The sequence below is a fragment of the Niabella terrae genome, assembly GCF_054783135.1.
On sequence record NZ_BAAGRD010000042.1, the window covers coordinates 47914 to 65755 of the forward strand.

Genomic DNA, 17842 nt, shown 5'->3' on the forward strand with positions numbered 1-17842 from the left:
ATCCGGGTTAGGGGCGGAAGCCTTCAAATCTGCTATTTCCTGGTGCGAACCATGACCTGGATTTCTCAATAGATGTCAAAAGCGCGGATTAACCTAAATTTGCACGAAAATTGGAAAGGTATGAGCATCGTAACGTCGTTGAAATCTGTGGTACAGGACAGCCTGACCAAATTATATGGCCCCGCAGCGGCGGGATATGAGATCTCGATCAACAGCACCAAACCAGAATTTGAAGGCGATTATACTTTTGTATTGTTTTCGCTGCTGAAAACCCTCAGGAAAAGCCCCGATGAGCTGGGCAACGAAATCGGCAGGCAGCTACTTGCCGATCATGGTGAAATTATTGAGCGCTATAATATAATTAAGGGTTTCCTGAACCTGACAGTCAAGCAGGATTACTGGTATCAGTTTCTGGAGACATCTTACGATAAGAATGAATTGGTACAGCACAGCGCTACACCGAGAAAGGTAATCCTGGAATACGCTTCACCCAATACGAATAAGCCCCTGCATTTGGGTCATCTGAGAAATATTTTTCTCGGCTGGAGTGTTGCAGAAATGATATCAAAAAGCGGTCATGATCTGTTTAAATGCAGTATTTACAACGATCGCGGCATACATATCTGTAAATCGATGGTTGCCTGGGAGGAAAATGCCGAAGGCGCTACACCGGAAAGTACCGCCACCAAAGGAGATCATTTTGTAGGTGATTATTATGTAATGTTCGGCGCAGAACAAAAGCAACAGTCCGCAGCATTGATACAGGAAGGGATGACCCGGGAAGAAGCCGATCGGAATACGCCTGTTATGAAGCAGGCACAACAAATGCTGGTAGACTGGGAGCAGGGAAAGCCAGAGGTGGTGTCGCTTTGGAAGCAGATGAACGGATGGGTGTATGATGGGTTTAATCAAACCTATAAACGAATAGGCGCCGATTTTGATAAAAATTACTACGAGAGTCAGACCTATCTGCTGGGAAAACAATTTGTTCAGGAGGGACTGCAACAGGGGGTATTCTTTACCAAAGAAGACGGTAGCGTATGGATCGATCTTACGGCGGAAGGACTGGATGAGAAAATTGTACAGCGCAAAGATGGCACCTCGGTTTATATTACCCAGGACCTGGGGCTGGCAGAAGAAAAGTATAAGGATTTTCCATATGATCAGAGTATTTATGTAATAGCCGACGAACAGAATTATCATATGAAAGTACTGCAGTTGATTCTGCAGAAGCTGGGCAAGCCTTATGCCGGTAATATCCAGCATTTAAGTTATGGAATGGTAGAGCTGCCCTCCGGCCGGATGAAAACCCGGGAAGGTACCGTCGTAGACGCGGATGACCTGTTAGACGAGCTCGTCCGGGTGGCCGCTGCCAAGACCGAAGCATTAGGTAAGGTGGGTGGATTTACAGCGGATGAACTGAATGAACTGTATGAAACCATTGCACTTGGCGCGCTTAAATTCTTCCTATTAAGGGTAGATCCCAAAAAGCGCATGGTCTTCAATCCGGAAGAAAGCATCGATTTCCACGGTTTTACCGGACCGTTTATCCAGTATACCCATGCACGGATAAAATCCATTTTAAGATCTGAAACAATAGCTGCGCAAGCTCCTGTAACAGGTGATTTATTGCCCCTGGAAAAAGAATTGCTGGTATTACTGGAGCAGTTCAATGCTGTGGTACAACAGGCGGCGACGGAATTCAATCCTTCGCTGGTGGCCATCTATGTGTTTAATTTGTCCAAGCTTTTCAACAGTTTTTATACCGCGCATTCCGTACGTTCGGCAGAATCTGAAGAAAAAAAGCAATTGCGGCTCAAAATAGCCCGGCTGACAGCACATACCATTGCTGCCGGCATGCAGTTATTAGGTATAAAGGTCCCCGAAAGGATGTAAGCCAACGGTAGAAAACGGGTTAATTCCTAATGATTTGTCAGGCGCCATACCTGACGTGCTTTTGGGTAAAGTATTTTCCCTTTCGAAGCTATTTTTAGATATACGATTTGTAAAAAATGGAAAAAGATTTAACAATAATTAGTCTAATTGATAGATTACGGCAGATTATTGACTTCGGAATGTTAGAAATTATTGACTATTGGGAAGGAGATCAATGTGCTATAGGTTTAAAACGGTATAACCGACTAGTTTATATTTCAACATTTAATTTCATAGATACGAACTCTTTAAATTATGACTTCGATTTAGAAGTTATAGATATAAACAGAAATGAAAGTCAAAATATCGTTGGTAAAGGGAGAGCAGTTTCAGAAGCGGAATTGATTTCCGCAGTAAAATATTTTCTACAAGTTTAAGAGAATAAATGTAACTCGGACCTTCGCCAAACCCGAATAACAGGGGTTCAGATAATTCAATGTCGAGCTGATGCAGCAGGGTGCTTGTAGCGGTTGTTTCACAATGCTGACCTTTAAAAGGCCTGAAGTTCTCGATGATCATCTTCCTTTCGTAAAATTGGCGCCCTGTTATGACAACCCTATGTTATGAGTGAATTTATATTAATTTGGCAAATAGGACCAGGATATTAACCGCCACAGGGTTCCTTAAGCGAAGTTGACACCAATGAACCCGAAAGAGGTTTGTACATTCGATGGAATCATAAACTGGCTTTGATCAGTTTTTCGAGTTCGTCAATATTGACATCTTCCAGTTTCTTTATATATAGGCAACCGACACCTGTTTTGTGCCTGCCCAGCTTTTCTAACCGGGTTTCGAATTTTTTAAGATCGCATTGAAGGTATATCGAAAGCGCAGCTTTACGGGGTGAGAAGCCGATCAGAAACCAGTCTACTTCCCGACCTGTTTTCGGACTCTGGTACCTTTTGTTGCCGAAACCAATGATCGAACTGCCCCATAACTTTGGCATTTCGCCGGTGTGTTTTTTCATCAATTCAATCAGCAGCCGGCTGTCATCGCGTTGTTGTTCACTGGTTAGCGATGCAATGAAGTCGCCGATACTTGCATTGGTTTCTCTTGTTTTGATAATGGCAGGTTTACCCATGATGCTCGGTTGAATAAGTGATAGAAATTATTATTGCTGGATAGTTTAATTTCTTAACCTGAAGTCAGATTCAGTAATATTTTTCCGCTTCTGCCGCCTTTTTTGGAAGTTTCCAGTGCCGTTATGGCATCCTCTAAGGGGAAGACCTGTTCGATAGCTATTTGAATAGCTCCTGAATGGACCTGTTCCAGTGATTCCCTGAGTGAGGCGGTATCTGTCCGACCAAAGACCATAGCAGCGCGTACGGCAGTTTTAACCGCCAGTTGCTGATCGGGCGGTTGGACCAGGCTGATCAGTCGGCCGCCGTTTTTCAGAACCTGAAAAGAACGTACCTGGGTGCGGCCGCCGACCGTGTCCAGGACGGCATCCATGTCCCGAATCTGATCCTCAAAATTTTCGTTTTTGTAATCGATCACCTGATCAGCGCCCAGGTCCTCAATTCTAGGCATCGAAGTCCGGGAACCGGTGGCGACGACACGCGCACCCGCCTTTTTGGCCAACTGTACGGCTGCGGCGCCCACTGCGCCGGAAGCGCCATGAATCAGAATCGTTTCCCCGGGAAGCAGCCCAATATCTTCAAAGAGTACTTTTCGGGCCAGTACCATCGCTACAGGAATGGCCGCTGCCACTTGCAGGTCCAGCTGATCTGGCACCCTGGCAATTTCGGTATCAGGTACCTGTAAGTATTCGGCATAGCAGCCGCCATAGGTACTTAAATTGCCACAAACCCTGTCGCCCGGCTTATAGGAACTGATTTCGGGCGCCTGAGCAATGATTCCGGAGAATTCTGATCCGGGAATTACCGGCAGCGTTGCGCCCTGTTCAGCTCCCAGATGTTCAATGAATTTCCAGTCATAGGGGTTGACGGCGGCATAATGGATTTGTACCAGTGTATTTCTGCCCGATTCGGGAACAGGTAATTCCTCGTAACGGAGGTGATGGATGTCGCCAAATTGTCTTAGTAGCATCGCTTTCATAGACAGTGAACTTTATGATTTTCAAAATAGCGCGTCAGCTGCTACCATAGCACTCATTTCAGGATAATAGCCCCCAGCGGAGGAAGGTTCAATGTAATCAGATACTGATCACTATCCGGGGTCTGTAAATCACAACGAATCTCTTTATTAAATACATCTCCCGTGCCATCATAGCGAGGGTCGTCTGAGTTGAAGATTTCCTGATGATAAGCTTTACCTGCGGTGAAAATCTGCCAATCCTGGTGTACCTGCGGTGTCATATTTAAAATAATCAGCAGATCGTCATCCGGGTTTTCGGCCCTTCTCTTATACACAATGACACATTCACTGCGGTGATTCAAATCTATCCATTCAAATCCATCCTGCCTGAATTGACGCTTGTGGAGGGCAGGTTCTTCAGACAGTAGCCGGTTGAGCTGTTTCAGGCAGCTCTGGGCGCCCCGGTGGCTTTTATGTTCCAGCAAATGCCAGTCCAGCTGCGATTGGTAATTCCATTCGGAAGTCTGTCCGAATTCCGATCCCATAAATAATAATTTGCCCCCCGGATGGGTCCACATATAGGTAAAGAAAAGCCGCAGATTGGCAAATTTCTGCCATAGGTCTCCGGGCATTTTAAAAATCAGGGGGCTTTTTCCATGCACGACTTCATCATGACTGATGGGCAACATGAAATTTTCATCATAATAATACATCATTGAGAAAGTGAACTTATTCTGATGATGCGAACGGAATAAGGGATCCAGTTTAAAGTAATCCAGGCTGTCGTGCATCCAACCCATCATCCACTTCATACCGAAACCCAGGCCGCCATCAAATGTTGGGCGGGAAACACCAGGCCAGTCAGTAGCTTCCTCTGCAATGGTCTGTACATCAGGAAAATCACGGAATATCATTTCATTCAGTTCCTTGATGAAACTGATCGCTTCCAGGTTGCCGTCGCCGCCATGTTCGTTGGGTTCCCATTGGCCTTCTTTACGGGAATAATTGAGTTTGAGCATGGAACTTACGGCATCCACCCGGATGCCATCAATATGAAAAAACTCAAACCAGAACCGGGCATTGCTGATCAGGAAGGATTTTACTTCGCCTCGTTTGTAATTGAATATATAGCTGTTCCAGTCCGGATGAAATCCTTTGCGCATATCTGCATACTCATAAGTGTGAACACCATCAAACATGAAAAGCCCGTGTGTGTCATAAGGAAAATGGGAAGGGACCCAATCCAGTATGACACCAATACCTTCCTGATGAAATGCATCGATGAGCCGCATCAGCCCCTGTGGGTCACCGAACCGGGAACTGGGCGCATAATAACCCGTCACCTGATACCCCCAGCTGCCGTCAAAAGGATGTTCCGCAACAGGCATCAGTTCAACATGGGTAAATCCCATTTCCTTTACATAAGGTACCAGGCGGTCCCGGAGTTCATCGTAAGTTAAATAGCGGTCTTCATTACCCGGTTCGGGTCGTTGCCAGCTGGCCAGATGGACTTCATATACGCTCCAGGGCGCCGTTAAATCATTTTGGTTTTTACGGTGACGCATCCAGTCCTTGTCCTGCCATTCATAATACATATCCCAGGTAATCGAAGCAGTAAGCGGTTTGCGTTCCCAGAAATGTGCGAAGGGGTCACCCTTATCCACTGCCTTACCGCCCTGGGAGACCACGTGGTATTTGTATACTTCCCCCAGCCTGAATTCCGGTATAAACCCTTCCCAGATGCCACTTTTGTCCCATCGGGCGTTCAGTGGGTGTGATAACTTATTCCATTCATTAAAATTACCCGTAACAAAAACAAACTGTGCATTGGGCGCCCAGACACAGAAATACATGCCCCAGATGCCGTTTACCTGCAGCGGATGGGCGCCAAACAGTTCGTAAAGCCTGTAATGACTGCCTTGCTGAAAACTTTGAATATCCGCTTCGCTGAGCAGGGAATAGTTCCATACCGGTAGGGTACTGTCGATGAAATTTTCCTTTTCAAATTTTTCCTGAATAGCTTTCAAATTGACAGGCATATATATAGGGGGTTTACCAGCAAGGTACACCCATTTAAGCAATTATCCGCAGGCGCTACAAGGGATAATACTCTTTTACCGGCCATTTCGGTAGGTTTACCGGTTTTATTTTTCTGAACAATATGATACGGATAGTTTTGATGAATCGGGTCATACCTGAATATTCAATAGCAGCTACGATATGATCGTAATTTTATTGAAATATCATAAATATTAACAGATCTTAAAGCAATCTTTCATAATTATTTATGGATTTTTGCCGATGTCGCATCAAAATAACTATTTAGCGATTATTAGCTACCAATATGAGATATATAATCATCCTCACCCTGATGATCAACCTATGCGGGGTAAGTTATGGACAACAGACAACTGTGAAAGGTCAGTTGATCGATTCCTCTGAACATAATTCAGCAGAAAATGCTGTTGTGTTGCTCATGAGCAGCCGGGACTCGGTGCTGGTAGATTTCACGAGGGCCGGAGCAGATGGGAAATTTGAGCTGCAGGGCCCGGATACCAGTTCCTTAATATTGCTGGTCACCCATCCGCATTTTGCGGATTTCAGTGAGCAACTACAACTCAAAAACGGTGAACCGCGGGATATGGGTATCATCAATATGATTTCCCGCAGTAAATTACTGGAGGAAGTCATTGTGAAGACCGGTTCACCAATCCGGATCAAGGGAGATACCACGATTTACACCGCCGATAGTTTTAAGGTCCGGGAGGGAGCAAATGTGGAGGAACTGCTTAAAAAATTACCGGGCGTGCAGGTGGACCGTAACGGTCAGATCACCGCACTGGGAGAAAAAGTGGAGCGTTTCCTGGTAGACGGCGAGGAATTTTTCGGGAGCGATCCGGGCATCGCGACCAAGAATCTTCGGGCCGATATCGTAAAGGATGTGCAGGTTTATAAGGGGAAAAGCGACCAGGCCGCCTTTACCGGTATTGATGACGGACAAAGCAAACAGACCATGAATCTGGTGCTGAAAGAGGACAAGAAGAAAGGTTATTTTGGGAAAATTGAAGCCGGTGGCGGACTGAAAAATGGCGACGGACCAGGCAACCAGAATAAGTTTAACAATGCCATTATGCTGAATGCCTTTAAGGCGAAACGAAAACTCTCCGGCTATGGTATCATGAGTAATACCGGTAAGTTGAACCTGGATTGGGATGATCGCAGTAAATACGGTGGTGGTAATGACGTACGGACCACCGATGATGGCGGTATCTCTATCAGTTCCATAGGGGACTATAACCGCAGCGACGGGATTCCGACCAACTGGAATCTGGGTCTGAATTACAGTAATAAATTCAATGAGGATAAACAAAGCCTGAATACCAGCTACCGGCTGACCAAAATCAATGCCCCGGGCCGCACAGATACCTATTCCCGGAATTATCTGGCAGATTCAACCTGGCTGAGCTATAATAATAACAGTGGCTACAGTTCTAACCTGAAGCAGGCGGCGAACCTGATTATGGAAGCCAAACTGGATTCGATGAATACCCTGAAGCTGACTGCCGAGGGAAATATGAACGATCTCGATGCACGTTTCAACAGCCGCACCGAGAACCTCACTGAGGACAGTGCTTTTATCAATACCAATGACCGGCACGGCAATAGCAGTTCTTCGAATAAAAATCTGAATGCCAACCTGCTTTGGATGCATAAATTCAAAAAACAGTACCGGACCCTTTCCATCAATACCCGTTATATCCATACGACAAATGAGAATGAAGCCTTATTGTATTCTCAATTGGATTTTTATAAATCCGGTTCGGTGGACAGCAGTGCGCTGGTGGATCAACAGACCCTGGCTAATACTTTGCTGAATGGCATTTATGGACGGATGGCTTATACAGAACCGCTGATTAAAGATGTCTATCTGGAACTGAGTTATGCCTTTGGCTATACTAAAAATACGACCGACAGAAATGTGTATGCCAATAACGGTAGTGGACAATACAATAATTTTATTGATTCCCTGAGTAATGACTATGCGTTCAATACACTGAGCAATGCGCCCGGTATAAATTTCCGCCTGAATAAAAGAAAAATTAATTTCTCGATCGGAACTTCTGCGGATTTTGCCAGATATGAGCAGGAGGATCTCACCAATAATACCAGCCGGAATTATAATTTCGTCAATCATTCACCGAGAGCCAACCTAACCTATAAAATAAAGCCCAGCCAGACCCTGAATATGTATTATAATGGTTTCAGCCAGGCGCCTTCACTGAATCAGCTCCAGCCCATCCCTGACAATACGGATCCTTTGAATGTTCGGGTCGGGAATCAATTGCTTAAACCTTCCTTCAGGCATGGTCTCTCGATGTATTACAATAATTTCAAGACCCTGAAAGAACGGGGTATCTGGGCTTTTCTGAATTATTCAGCTACGCAGAATGCTTTTGTAACTTTCAGTGAGTTTAAAGACGGGGTAAGACGATATTATGATGTCAATACGGATGGTGTCATGAGTCTGAACAGCCGGTTCAGTTATAACTATAAACTAAGGGGACCCGGTATCCGGCTGGGCGCAGCCGTCGGTTACGGTTTTAACCGCAATGTGGATTTTGTCAGTAATTTCAGTTCCAACAACGGTATGAGCCAGAAGAATATTACGAAAACGAATAGTTATCGATTTGGTATTGATGCTTATAAAAGCGTGGATGAAAAATATGATATTGGGATTTCTCCCAATGTTTCCTATAACCACACGACGGCTACTGTTAGTACGACGGCCAATGCGAAGTACTGGAGTGGTGAACTGAACGTCTGGGGTAATCTTCAGTTGCCGCTGGATTTTGAGATCCGGACCGAGCTCGACGCCAATTTTGTGCAGAAGGATCCCCGGTTTCCGGCAAATAATAATTATATCAACTGGAACGGCTTCCTGTCGAAGAAATTTTATAAGAAGCAGTTTGAGGCCAGACTGTCCGTTTATGACCTGTTGGACCAGAACCGGGGTTATAACAGGAATTTCAGTAGCTACAGCTTCACCGAAACTTACCGGACTACCCTGCAAAGGTTCTGGCTGGTTTCATTTGTATGGAATATTACCAAAAACGGAACCGGTACGCCGGCCGCTAATTAAAATATTATGAAGTATTTATTTCTGACTATTTTCTGTTGCAATCTGGGATGGGCCAACGCGCAGCAATTTATAACCAAAGGAACCATCGAGTTTGAAGTAAAGACCAACCTCCACAAGATGCTCGGTGCCATGGCGGGCGACGATAACAGTTTCTACAAAGATATCATCGCGGCCCAGCCACAGTTTACCTTAAATTATTACAAGTATCATTTTGATGGGGATAAGGCCAGTTATGCCTTCGACCGGAATGCAGACACCAAAAAGGTTTCGCCCTGGATCAGTGAAATTAAAGAAGATGACTTCTGGTATAATAATTATGGAGATCGGACTTTCGTGAACCGTAAGGCACTGGATGATAATTATCTTATCTCCGGGAAGCTCAAAAACATCAAGTGGAAAATGTATCCCAACGATGTGACAACCATTGCGGGTTTCAACTGCAGGAAGGCGGGAGCAATTCTCTATGACAGTGTTTATATTTTTGCTTATTACACCGATGAGATAAAAATCAGTGGGGGGCCAATGAGCGTGAACGGGCTACCGGGTATGGTCCTGGGTCTTACTATTCCACGCATGTATACCAGCTGGATCGCCACCACATTAACCCTGGATCAGCCTAAAATCAGCCCACCGGAAAAAGGTAAAAAGAAATCTGAAGCGGAAATGAAATCCATCCTGCTGGAAGTAGGGAAATCCAGGGCCAAAGAATGGGGCAAGGATGTCAACCGCTGGATGCATCCAATGATCTGGCGTACCTTTCTGTAGGCAGGGCTAAAATCGCAGTTGGATAAATCACATATCTACCCCGTTCGTTTCCCGGAACAGTAGCCGCAGTGTAGTTGCTGTCTGCTGTCTTACCAGAAAATCTTTTGCGTTGGCATACTGCTGAATTGCGGCTTCATTATAATGGTGAATGGTGAGCAGGTTGAGACCTGGTGTCACAGTAACATCAAAATAAACTGAAGCAGCTGAGGCAAATCGGCTAATTTTTTCCGGCCAATGGTCAAATGCATAAATGATGCTGATGGCCCCATTCTGTGTGAGGGTGGGGCGGATATATAGCTGCTCAAAAATTTCATAGAGGGTTTCGGTATGATGCTCTCCTATAAAAGAAAAATCTTTTGATCTGAGTTCGATCATCACCTGATCCTGCTTTAAAACGATGATGGGCGGCAGATCTTTTACTTTGCTATTATGTATTATCGTGCCGGCTAGTTGTGGGTCCAGAAAACATTTTACGTATAAGGGAATATTACTGTTTTGCAGGGGTTTGACGGTCTTGGGGTGGATCACCTGGGCCCCATAATAGGCCATCTCAATCACCTCGTTATAATTGAGTTCTGCAATCGGTTGGGCGTCTGGAATCTGTCTTGGGTCGGCGTTCATTACACTCGGTACGTCTTTCCAGATGGTCAGACTTTCGGCAGCCAGTAACTGGGCAAATAAGGCGGCTGTATAATCACTCCCTTCACGGCCCAGTGTGGTGCTCTCATTTTCATCGGTGGCACCAATAAAGCCCTGAGTAATCACGAGTCCACCGGTCGACAGCAGGGGTTTCACCTGCTCGGTTACTGCTTCTGAACTGATGGTAAGATCCACATTGGCGTCCCTGAAATTGTCATCCGTACGCAGGAGGTCCCTGACATCCATCCACTGATTGGAAATACCGGTTTCATTCAGGAAATGACTGATGATGGCCGTCGACAGGAGCTCGCCGCAGCATACGATCTGATCGTAGTAGTAATCATATTCCCGAACGGGTTCATCATGTAATAACCATTCGACTTCGGTAAAAAAATCCCGGAGTTGGGATTCACAAGCAAGGTATCGTGTAACCAGCAGGTATTTGGCCGTTGTCAGGTGCTGTTTTTTAACTTCTTCAAACAGGTCCAGGGCTTCTTGTTTTTGCCGGTTATAAAAAGCGGAAGCGACTTTTTCCAGTGCATTGGTCGTTTTGCCCATCGCAGAAATCACGAGCAGCAGGGGTGTGCCTCGGTAGGATTCCAGGATCAGCGCAGCCGCTTTGATTCGTTCCACACTATTGACAGATGCGCCCCCAAATTTAAATACCTTGATCATCGCCTTTTTTTTGAACTGCAAATGTCGTGGTTTGTGGTTAATTGCCCTCACCTATGGTATATAAGCCCGGATTTCAGCTTGAATCAGGCGCGCTTTTTACTTTTGACATCATACTATATAATCCGGGAGGAAAAAGTTACCGAAATAAATCATGGCATTTTAGGGGGATTCGTCGGACCGACGCAGCGACTTATGGCTTAAACTATCTGATTTATTAAAACTAAATTGTAGCTTTAGCGCATGAGGGATACAATTATTTCGGTAGATCAATTGGTAAAGAACTACGGGGATTTCAATGCGGTAAAGGGGATTTCATTTGAAGTGTACGAAAATGAGATATTCGGACTTCTGGGCCCAAATGGCGCCGGAAAATCGACGACCCTGGAAATTATTGAAACCCTTCGTAAAAAGACGGGGGGGCGTATCTCAGTTGGGGGTTTCGATCTCGACCGGGAGCCCGATGCCATTAAGCGCATTATAGGGGTCCAGCTTCAATCCAGCAGCTATTATCCCGGACTGAACCTATTGCAGCTTATCGATTTGTTTTCAGGCTTGTATAACCGCGAAGTAGATGGGATGGAATTGCTGAAATCGGTGAATCTGGAGGAAAAAGCGAAAGCCCTGTACAAGGACCTGAGTGGCGGGCAAAAGCAAAGATTCTCCGTAGCTACCACGCTGATCAACCGACCCAAAGTCATTTTTCTGGATGAACCAACGACGGGACTCGACCCCCAGGCCAGAAGGAACCTCTGGGAATTGATAAAAATGATCAATCAGCAGGGTACAACCATCATCATTACGACCCATTATATGGACGAAGCCGAATACCTCTGCGACCGGATCGCAATAATTGACTCCGGAAATATCGTCGCGATGGATACACCCGATCAATTGATTGATAACCTGGTGGATTCCGGTTTTGAGCGTCCCCGGGAAGTAAAGAAAGCCAATCTTGAGGATGTTTTCATTCACCTGACCGGAAAGATGTTGCGTGATGCCTGACTTAAATTTAATTTCATTATATGCTGATTATTAGCATATAAATATGTTTAACTTGTTTTTTAGTTCAAATAATATATTCCGAATTGGATATATTCTCATTCCTCAAATATGAATTTACAGATAAAATTAAGAGCCGCTATGAATGCAAAAATTGACCAACAGAAACAGGAAGGCCGTGATTTTCTGGCAGCCAACAAATCCAAAGAAGGCATTCTGGAATTGGCTTCCGGCATACAGTATGAAATTCTTAAAGATGGAACCGGCCTGCAGCCGGCGGCGACGGATTCCATTACGGCCCATTATAAGGGTGCCTTGTTAAATGGGAAAGTCTTTGACAGCTCCTTTGAGCGCAATCAACCCTTTACCGCCAGGTTGACCCAACTGATTTCCGGTTGGCAGCAAACCATCCCGCTGATGAAAGAAGGCAGTCACTGGCGGCTGTGGATTCCCTCTGATCTGGCTTATGGTGACCGGGGCGCTGGTTCCGATATACCGGGAGGCGCCACATTGATGTTCGAAGTAGAACTCATTAAAGTCAATCGTTAAAAATGGAAATCTTCAATCAGTACCCCATCGGCAAACTGGAAGCTCAGGATTATAACGAGGACCTCAAGTTGCAGGCATTGGGAGATATCCGGTTTTTGCCCAATACATTGGAAGCCGCACTCAATAACCTGGATGAAGCACAGCTTCATACGCCGTACCGGGAAGGCGGCTGGACCGTGCACCAGTTGGTACATCATATTGCCGACAGCCATATGAATGCCTATATTCGGTTTAAGCTCGCAATGACTGAGGACCTGCCTGAAATAAAACCTTACGAGGAAAAACTATGGGCGGAGTTGGAAGACGTGAAAGAATTGCCGGTAAATATTTCAGTTACCTTGCTTTATGCGCTTCACCACCGCTGGTTCGCCGCCATCAGGGATTTGAAAACTGCCGACTGGGAGCGTAGTGTATATCATCCCGGATCTCAGCAGGAACTGAGCCTCTGGTATCTGCTGCAGTCTTATTCCTGGCATGGCCGTCATCATGTCGCCCAGATCAACGGCCTGCGTGCGGCTCGTGGCTGGTAAGGAAATGATCGGATGATGACCGGACAGGTTTAATGATAATGCATGGAATTCCTGGCCGGAAACTGACTACTTGAAATGACGGATTACTATGGCAACAGATATGAATTGGAAGACGCTGGATTCGAAATTGTTATTCGATGAACTCTGGTTTAAAGTTCGCCAGGAGCGTTGTGAAACGCCCAAAGGGAAAATCGTCGACCCCTACTATGTTTATGATTTTCCTACCTGGGTGACTTGTTTTGCTATGACGGAAGAAGGACAGGTAATACTGGAGCGGCAATACCGTCATGCGATCGGTGCTACCTGCTGGGAGATACCCGGCGGATGCGTGGATGAGGAAGATCCTGATCTGGAAACAGCGATACGAAGGGAGTTGCAGGAAGAGACAGGCTATAGCTTCCAGGATATGATCTATCTGGGAAAAACCTGTGCCAACCCATCTACCAACAGCAACTGGATGCATATGTTTCTGGGAAAAGGCGGCCGGAAAACCGCCGAACAGGATCTGGATCCTAATGAAGAGATTGAAATCGCCCTGTTTTCAATGGAGGAATTCCTGCAGTTATTCCGAAGCAATACCTTTATCCAGTCTATGCATGTGACCTGTATGACCTATGCATTGATGGAGCTGGGATTGCTTAAAGTTTAAGACCTGGTCTTATTGCTCGAAGCCAATTGGTCCTTTCGAAGAAACCCCAAAATGAAATACCTTGCCCTACCGTAACCATTTTAAGAAAGACAAAGTCCTGAAGTTGCTGATGCGTCAACAGGGATTCTACAAGCTCGAACCCCGCAAAAATGTTTGCCTGCGACTTTGTGCCTCCATTATCTCTCAACAATTAAGCACCAAAGTAGCGGCTGTTATTTATGACCGGTTTCTGACCGTTTTAAAAAAGAAGAACCCGAAGCCGGCTGATATCCTGGCCCTGGATCACGAAGTTTTACGCAGTATCGGTCTGTCGAATTCCAAAGCCGTTTACATTAAGAATGTCTGCCATTTCTTTCTGGAAAACAAGCTCACCGATGCCAGGTTGAATCGGATGAGCAACGAGGAATTGCTCACATTGTTAACCCGTATCAAAGGGGTGGGGCAGTGGACGGTCGAAATGATTCTGATGTTTACCCTCGCCCGCCAGGACGTTTTTTCTGCGGGAGATCTGGGCCTGCAGAAAGCCATGATCCGGCTTTACGATATTGAATATACAAACACAAAAGAGCTGACGCAGAAAATTATTGAAATTTCGAATGACTGGAAGCCCTATCGTACTTATGCCTGCCGGTATTTATGGGAGTACCTGGACAGTCCCCTGGTACCGGTTTCAAAAACCTGAGTTATGGTCCGGTTCCGGTCAATTCATCCCTTACAGAATTTACTGTTCAGTGGGCAGGTTGGAAAGCTAGTGCCAGCGCCGCTGTTTTTATTCCCCGGGGGACCTGAACCTGCACTTTACCATCGCGGAGGTTCCATTTGAGTTTTTGACCGGTTTGCAGCAGGGTGATCCGGCTGCCCTTTTCGGGTAGATTGCCCGACCAGCTAATCGTAGCGGGTATGGTTTGACCGGTTGTCAACGGAACCAGGGCAAAGCAGGTCTTGCCGTCTTTGGATTTTGTAAAATAAACATTCCCATCCTGATAAATAGCCGTGGTTCGGGTATTATAAATTGCCGCCCCATTGCGATCCATCCAATGGCCGATGCTGTCCAGCCGTTGCAGAACTTCTGATGGCAGGGTGCCGTCTGGACGAGGGCCTACGCCCAACAGCAGGCTGCCTCCCTTGGCAACGATCTGAATCAGATTACTGATTACCGTTGCCGTGGATTTAAATTTTTGACGGGGTACATATCCCCAGTCCGAGCCCAATGTCATACAACTCTCCCAGGGGTGGTCTATTTTATGATCGGGAACCCGTTGTTCCGGGGTCTGGTAATTTTCAAAAGGGCCGTGCACAGTCCGGTCGACGATCAAAAGCCCGGGTTGTTCCTTTCGGGCCATGGCCGCAATCTTTGGCATATCGATATCCTGACTCCATTCGGGGATTGGCGCTCCCCAACTCAGCACTTCCTCATTGACTGATTCGCGGGGGCGTACCCAGCCGCCATCCAGCCAGAGTATGTCCATAGCACCATAGTCCTGCATCAGCTCCTGAATCTGGTTAAAGGTATATTGTTTGAATTGCTCCCAGCGCCAGGGAAATTTTCGGATATCGTAATTATTATTCCGGTTGGGCGTTGCATACACAGGCCACCAGTAATTTTCACTATGCCAGTCCGGTTTGGAAAAATACGCGCCAATCATCATCCCTTTCTTCCGGAAAGCTTCGAACACGTATTTGGCCACATTGGCTTTTGGCGATCCTGCAAAAGGCCCGTTGGTAATTTTAAAATCGGTCTGACGGGTATCGAACATACAAAATCCGTCATGGTGTTTGGTGGTGAATACCAGGTATTTCATGCCCGCGTTACTGGCAGCTGTGGCCCACTGATCAGGATCAAAATTTACCGGATTGAACCGGTCTTTCAGTCCCCAGTACCATTTCTTATAGTCCCCGTAATTGGAATTGCTGTCCCGGGTGATCCAGTCTTCTGAACAAAGCGACCAGGATTCGATAATACCCGGAACCGCGTAGAGACCCCAATGGATGATCATGCCAAACTTCTGGTCCTGCCACTGGTCCAATTTCTGACGTACCAGGCTGTCCTTTGGCCACTGGTATTGCTGTGAGACAGGGTGGACATTCGGCTGTGCCTGAAGTCCAAGGCCTGCAGCTGCAAAAAACAGTAAAAACAGGTATTTCATCCGTTTGCGTATTTAATTTTTTTTGAATTAAAGTTCAGCTATAATTTGAACCAGGTGAAATGAAAGGGTCTTTTATTCGAATAAAAACTTATTCAAAAATTCAAAGCCGGTGGTAAGCCGGCTTTGAATCATAAGAAAATCAATAATTGCCTGATCAGTTTACATCCCAGAATATCTTGGTGGTGATATTATCCTGGTCTTTTACCGCGGCATAATTGTCCGGATTGTATGTTTGTTCATTTGTGGGATACAACCAGCGGTTGGGCGGTAACTTCTGTGCATTTGAGTTGTCCTCCAGGAAAGTAAGTGCCGGAAGTTTCAGGCGCCTGATTTCTGCCCAGTTTTCCAGGGGCTGGAGCACACTGTAATTGATCCATTTCTGGGTAGCAATCAGGTTCAGCTTGTTGGCAGCCGATCCGCTCCAGGCCACACCCGGTTTACCCAGGTAAGTTGTCAGGGTACTATTGGAGGGCGTTTCATCAGCCAGTTGAAAATAATACCCAATAGAGTTTTTTACACCATTTTCATAGGCGGTTTTCGCCGATCCGTCTGCGCCGTTATTCAGGTAATATTCCGCCAGATAAAAATAGGTTTCTGCTGCATTGATTAGAACAGCCGCCAAACCGATATTCTGGCTGATATTCGCAAAGTTGTAGCGGGAAAGTGTTCCGCCATTTGACAGGTCAGTTTGTGTATTTGACGAAAGTGTAGGATCCAGACCCGCATAATTTCCACCCGCATTCGTGCCCGGCTGGAACATGAAACTCAAACGGGGGTCAGTAGTTGACTTCATTAAGTCGATCATTTTTTTACTGGGGATATCACCGCCACCCCAGCCAATCAGTCCTTTATACAGGTCTGCATCTAACCCCGTGCCGGTACCATTGTTTATTCCTGAACTTGAACTATAGACTTCAATGGCGATTTTGTCTGCGTTGGAACTAACCAGTGGGTAACTCGAAGCGTTGCCGACAATAGAACCGATCTCTGAAGCCGCTCTGGATTGAAAAGCAGCGACACCGGATGCACGCATCAAAAGCCGCACCCGCAGTGAATTACAATACTTTTTCCATAGCGAAAGATCGCCGGTATTGATAAAGTCCTGTGATTTCAGTGTCGTCAGAACTGTACTGGATACATCTATACTGTTCAGTTCATCGGCGAACCCTTTTAAGTCGTCCAGCATTTTGGTATAGATTTCGTCCGCCGGATCATATTTGGCATAAGAAGCCTGTACATTCCCGACATTGGTGCTCAACAAGCCCGCTTCTGACCAGGGAATGGCACCATGGAGGTCGACGACTTTCTGGGTGCGATCATAAAAGTGGATGGTTGCCAGGATATAATATATCCTTTTTGCACTCTGTTCCTCCGGCGTAGTCTTATTATAAACATTCAGGAACTCCTTGTATTGCGCCAGGAAATTGTAAAAATTACCCCAGCGATCTGTGATGGCTGCTGCTCCGGGAACGTAACGCCCCTGTGAGTTAATGACACCGGTTGCTTGTGACCAGGGCAGTGCCGTGTTTTGAAGTACTACAAAGTAATTCCAGTATTTATACATTTTGTAGTCCAGGTCTGCTGCCAGAACCCCGGAGAACTGCTTTTCGATAGTGGTGGTAGCGACTGTTTTGGGATTTACATAATCGTCTGCAAACTGTTCTTTGGTGCAGGAAATAAGCCCCAGAAAGACAACCGCAAAACCAAATATTAATTTTTTCATCTGTCTGATTTTATATTGATTATTGTCAGATGGAATTTGCCATATCCAGATCAT

At 45.9% G+C, this 17842-nt stretch carries 16 protein-coding genes; 9 read left to right on the forward strand and 7 right to left on the reverse strand.

What is annotated here, in order from left to right; genetic code table 11:
• Positions 1-120 precede the first annotated feature (120 nt).
• A complete protein-coding gene (gene argS / locus ACYVI9_RS18145; protein WP_460767583.1) occupies positions 121-1896 on the forward strand; it encodes an arginine--tRNA ligase in 1776 nt (591 codons plus the stop codon).
• Positions 1897-2012: 116 nt separating this feature from the next.
• Complete coding sequence (locus ACYVI9_RS18150) at positions 2013-2312, forward strand: hypothetical protein (RefSeq protein WP_460768019.1); 300 nt, start codon at positions 2013-2015, stop codon at positions 2310-2312.
• On the opposite strand, the gene ACYVI9_RS18155 is transcribed toward ACYVI9_RS18150, so the two are convergent.
• From ACYVI9_RS18155 to glgB, 4 genes are all read right to left on the reverse strand, one after another.
• Positions 2209-2454 (reverse strand): BtrH N-terminal domain-containing protein, encoded by a 246-nt coding sequence (locus ACYVI9_RS18155; protein ID WP_460767586.1) that lies wholly within the window; start codon positions 2452-2454, stop codon positions 2209-2211. The two genes, ACYVI9_RS18150 and ACYVI9_RS18155, sit on opposite strands and share 104 nt — an antisense overlap.
• 157 nt (positions 2455-2611) lie before the next feature.
• On the reverse strand, positions 2612-3016 hold the full coding sequence (locus tag ACYVI9_RS18160; RefSeq protein WP_460767589.1) for a DUF1801 domain-containing protein: 405 nt from the start codon (positions 3014-3016) through the stop codon (positions 2612-2614).
• Between the two features lie 53 nt (positions 3017-3069).
• Positions 3070-3993: an NADP-dependent oxidoreductase gene (locus tag ACYVI9_RS18165; protein WP_460767592.1), complete on the reverse strand. Its 924-nt coding sequence runs from the start codon at positions 3991-3993 to the stop codon at positions 3070-3072.
• Positions 3994-4046: 53 nt separating this feature from the next.
• Positions 4047-6011, reverse strand: coding sequence for a 1,4-alpha-glucan branching protein GlgB (glgB, locus tag ACYVI9_RS18170; protein WP_460767595.1), 1965 nt, complete (start codon positions 6009-6011; stop codon positions 4047-4049).
• A gap of 305 nt (positions 6012-6316) precedes the next feature.
• Between glgB and ACYVI9_RS18175 the strand changes: the two genes are divergently transcribed.
• Positions 6317-9112: an outer membrane beta-barrel protein gene (locus ACYVI9_RS18175; RefSeq protein ID WP_460767598.1), complete on the forward strand. Its 2796-nt coding sequence runs from the start codon at positions 6317-6319 to the stop codon at positions 9110-9112.
• Between the two features lie 6 nt (positions 9113-9118).
• Positions 9119-9877 (forward strand): GLPGLI family protein, encoded by a 759-nt coding sequence (locus ACYVI9_RS18180; RefSeq protein ID WP_460767601.1) that lies wholly within the window; start codon positions 9119-9121, stop codon positions 9875-9877.
• A 27-nt stretch (positions 9878-9904) separates the two neighbouring features.
• Here the strand turns inward: ACYVI9_RS18180 and ACYVI9_RS18185 are convergent, their stop codons facing one another.
• Positions 9905-11191, reverse strand: a complete 1287-nt coding sequence (locus ACYVI9_RS18185; RefSeq protein WP_460767604.1) for an aspartate kinase — start codon at positions 11189-11191, stop codon at positions 9905-9907.
• Between the two features lie 240 nt (positions 11192-11431).
• Between ACYVI9_RS18185 and ACYVI9_RS18190 the strand changes: the two genes are divergently transcribed.
• The 5 genes from ACYVI9_RS18190 (at position 11432) to ACYVI9_RS18210 (ending at position 14600) form a co-directional block, all read left to right on the forward strand.
• A complete protein-coding gene (locus ACYVI9_RS18190; protein ID WP_460767607.1) occupies positions 11432-12193 on the forward strand; it encodes an ABC transporter ATP-binding protein in 762 nt (253 codons plus the stop codon).
• A gap of 108 nt (positions 12194-12301) precedes the next feature.
• Entirely contained in the window at positions 12302-12739 is a 438-nt protein-coding gene (locus tag ACYVI9_RS18195) for an FKBP-type peptidyl-prolyl cis-trans isomerase (protein ID WP_460767610.1), read from the forward strand.
• Between the two features lie 2 nt (positions 12740-12741).
• Entirely contained in the window at positions 12742-13269 is a 528-nt protein-coding gene (locus tag ACYVI9_RS18200; RefSeq protein ID WP_460767613.1) for a YfiT family bacillithiol transferase, read from the forward strand.
• An 88-nt stretch (positions 13270-13357) separates the two neighbouring features.
• The gene (locus ACYVI9_RS18205) at positions 13358-13918 is read left to right on the forward strand and encodes an NUDIX hydrolase (RefSeq protein ID WP_460767615.1); all 561 of its coding nucleotides are present in this window, start codon (positions 13358-13360) and stop codon (positions 13916-13918) included.
• 61 nt (positions 13919-13979) lie between these two features.
• Entirely contained in the window at positions 13980-14600 is a 621-nt protein-coding gene (locus ACYVI9_RS18210) for a DNA-3-methyladenine glycosylase family protein (RefSeq protein WP_460767618.1), read from the forward strand.
• 46 nt (positions 14601-14646) lie between these two features.
• Here the strand turns inward: ACYVI9_RS18210 and ACYVI9_RS18215 are convergent, their stop codons facing one another.
• Entirely contained in the window at positions 14647-16065 is a 1419-nt protein-coding gene (locus ACYVI9_RS18215) for an alpha-L-fucosidase (protein ID WP_460767621.1), read from the reverse strand.
• Between the two features lie 154 nt (positions 16066-16219).
• Complete coding sequence (locus ACYVI9_RS18220) at positions 16220-17788, reverse strand: SusD/RagB family nutrient-binding outer membrane lipoprotein (RefSeq protein WP_460767624.1); 1569 nt, start codon at positions 17786-17788, stop codon at positions 16220-16222.
• Positions 17789-17842: the final 54 nt, after the last annotated feature.

Bases quoted from the DNA above. Each gene is read 5' to 3' on its own strand.
- argS (WP_460767583.1), top strand. From the start codon at position 121: ATGAGCATCGTAACGTCGTTGAAATCTGTGGTACAGGACAGCCTGACC.
- ACYVI9_RS18150 (WP_460768019.1), top strand. From the start codon at position 2,013: ATGGAAAAAGATTTAACAATAATTAGTCTAATTGATAGATTACGGCAG.
- ACYVI9_RS18155 (WP_460767586.1), bottom strand. From the start codon at position 2,454: ATGATCATCGAGAACTTCAGGCCTTTTAAAGGTCAGCATTGTGAAACA.
- ACYVI9_RS18160 (WP_460767589.1), bottom strand. From the start codon at position 3,016: ATGGGTAAACCTGCCATTATCAAAACAAGAGAAACCAATGCAAGTATC.
- ACYVI9_RS18165 (WP_460767592.1), bottom strand. From the start codon at position 3,993: ATGAAAGCGATGCTACTAAGACAATTTGGCGACATCCATCACCTCCGT.
- glgB (WP_460767595.1), bottom strand. From the start codon at position 6,011: ATGCCTGTCAATTTGAAAGCTATTCAGGAAAAATTTGAAAAGGAAAAT.
- ACYVI9_RS18175 (WP_460767598.1), top strand. From the start codon at position 6,317: ATGAGATATATAATCATCCTCACCCTGATGATCAACCTATGCGGGGTA.
- ACYVI9_RS18180 (WP_460767601.1), top strand. From the start codon at position 9,119: ATGAAGTATTTATTTCTGACTATTTTCTGTTGCAATCTGGGATGGGCC.
- ACYVI9_RS18185 (WP_460767604.1), bottom strand. From the start codon at position 11,191: ATGATCAAGGTATTTAAATTTGGGGGCGCATCTGTCAATAGTGTGGAA.
- ACYVI9_RS18190 (WP_460767607.1), top strand. From the start codon at position 11,432: ATGAGGGATACAATTATTTCGGTAGATCAATTGGTAAAGAACTACGGG.
- ACYVI9_RS18195 (WP_460767610.1), top strand. From the start codon at position 12,302: ATGAATTTACAGATAAAATTAAGAGCCGCTATGAATGCAAAAATTGAC.
- ACYVI9_RS18200 (WP_460767613.1), top strand. From the start codon at position 12,742: ATGGAAATCTTCAATCAGTACCCCATCGGCAAACTGGAAGCTCAGGAT.
- ACYVI9_RS18205 (WP_460767615.1), top strand. From the start codon at position 13,358: ATGGCAACAGATATGAATTGGAAGACGCTGGATTCGAAATTGTTATTC.
- ACYVI9_RS18215 (WP_460767621.1), bottom strand. From the start codon at position 16,065: ATGAAATACCTGTTTTTACTGTTTTTTGCAGCTGCAGGCCTTGGACTT.
- ACYVI9_RS18220 (WP_460767624.1), bottom strand. From the start codon at position 17,788: ATGAAAAAATTAATATTTGGTTTTGCGGTTGTCTTTCTGGGGCTTATT.